Here is a 1,500-nt window from a genome sequence, read left to right as displayed (position 1 = left end):
GGATTGATCCCTTAATTTTGGACAAAAACTCACTAATACTTCCAATATCATAATATTTCATTTTGCCCTTGGTTTATTGTACATTAATATTTATCTTCATCAAGGGTAAAGGCTACGCCCCTCAAAGCAGGCCCTTGATTTCAGCTAAATATTAATGTGTTAGGCACTTGAAGGCAAAGTATTAAAGCTTTATTTTCAAAGGTTTTGCTGTTCCTTCCAATGTTTTATGGTAAAATTCTACTGGTGAAATATATCCTAAAGAACTATGGATTCTAACTTTATTGTAGAATTTAATATATTCAGATACTGCTTCATAAGCTTCTGTATAGCTTTTAAATTCGTACCTTGACAAACATTCATCTTCTAACAATCTATGAAAAGCTTCTATATGGGCATTTTTATTTGGAGTCTTAAATGGTATCCTTTCATGCTCTAATTTTAATTCTTTACAAGTATCTTGAAATTTATTGCTGATGAATTGTGGGCCATTATCTGACCTTATAATCAAGTTAATTTTCTTATTATAAAGTTCCCGCTTCATTAATCCCCTTTTAAGGGTTACGATTATGTCTTCAGTTTTACAAGATAATCCCATATGATATTCTACTATATTTCTATCATATACATCTAAAAAAGAAGCTATATAGAAGAATCTATCTTCACCATGAATATAACCATATTTAACATCTACTTCCCAAAGGGAATTTGATGTTGTTATTTCTCTATTTATAGCTATTTTTCTAGGAAATTTAGGTTTAATTTTCCTTTGAGGCCTTAAGACCTCAAGCTCTTTACATAATCTATATACTTTTTTCTTATTTATAATTAAATTAAATTTCCTTCTTAACAATACAGTTATTTTGCAGTAACCGTAGTACAATCCTTCTGTTTCAATGATTTTTAATATATATTCCTTTATTTGTTCATCACAAATATGATTGCCATCTTTATCAAAAGAGTAACCAGGAATTGGTCTACCGCCTTTATTTATTTTTGTATCTTCATTCATATCTTCAGTTTTAGTTCTTTTTTTAATATTGTAATAATAGGTAGACCTACTTAATCCAAGAATTTTAAGGACAGTAACTGCAGTATATCCTAAATCAATCCATTTCTTCGCAATATTAACTTTATCTTCTATTGTGGGTTCGTTTTTTTTAAAAGGTCTTTAAGAATGGCAATTTCTAAATCTTTTTCGCCTAATAATTTTTTTAATTGCTCATTTTCTTCTTCTAGGGATTTAGCATTAATATTATTGGAATAATTATAATTTGGAATTAGTCCATTTTCTTTCTTTGACTCCCTAACCCAGCGGGTAACAGTTCCAGGGACTAAATCGTGTCTTCTGGCAACTAATGTAGCATTACCAGTTTCTTCTACTTCCTTAATAATTTGACGTTTAAATTCTTCTGGATATCTTTTACCTTTACCTCTCAATTTAGACAACCTCCCATTAATTTTTATTTTACTAAATTAGTGTGCGATTGTCCAAATAGGTTA

General features: G+C 29.3%; 1 protein-coding gene. It reads right to left on the bottom strand.

From position 1 onward, the window contains the following. Window positions 1-181: 181 nt before the first annotated feature. Window positions 182-1,437, bottom strand: a protein-coding gene (locus tag CUL_RS0106050; RefSeq protein WP_408065620.1) for an IS3 family transposase whose coding sequence is annotated in 2 segments (ribosomal slippage) — window positions 182-1,143 and window positions 1,143-1,437 — 1,257 coding nt in all. Because the reading frame shifts where the segments join, the coding sequence is not laid out codon by codon here. Between the last annotated feature and the right edge of the window lie 63 nt (window positions 1,438-1,500).

Source organism: [Clostridium] ultunense DSM 10521, assembly GCF_000511955.1.
In the GTDB taxonomy this organism is placed as follows: Bacteria; Bacillota; Clostridia; order Tissierellales; family Tepidimicrobiaceae; genus Schnuerera; species Schnuerera ultunensis.
This window is presented reverse-complemented; position numbering and strand designations above follow the sequence as displayed.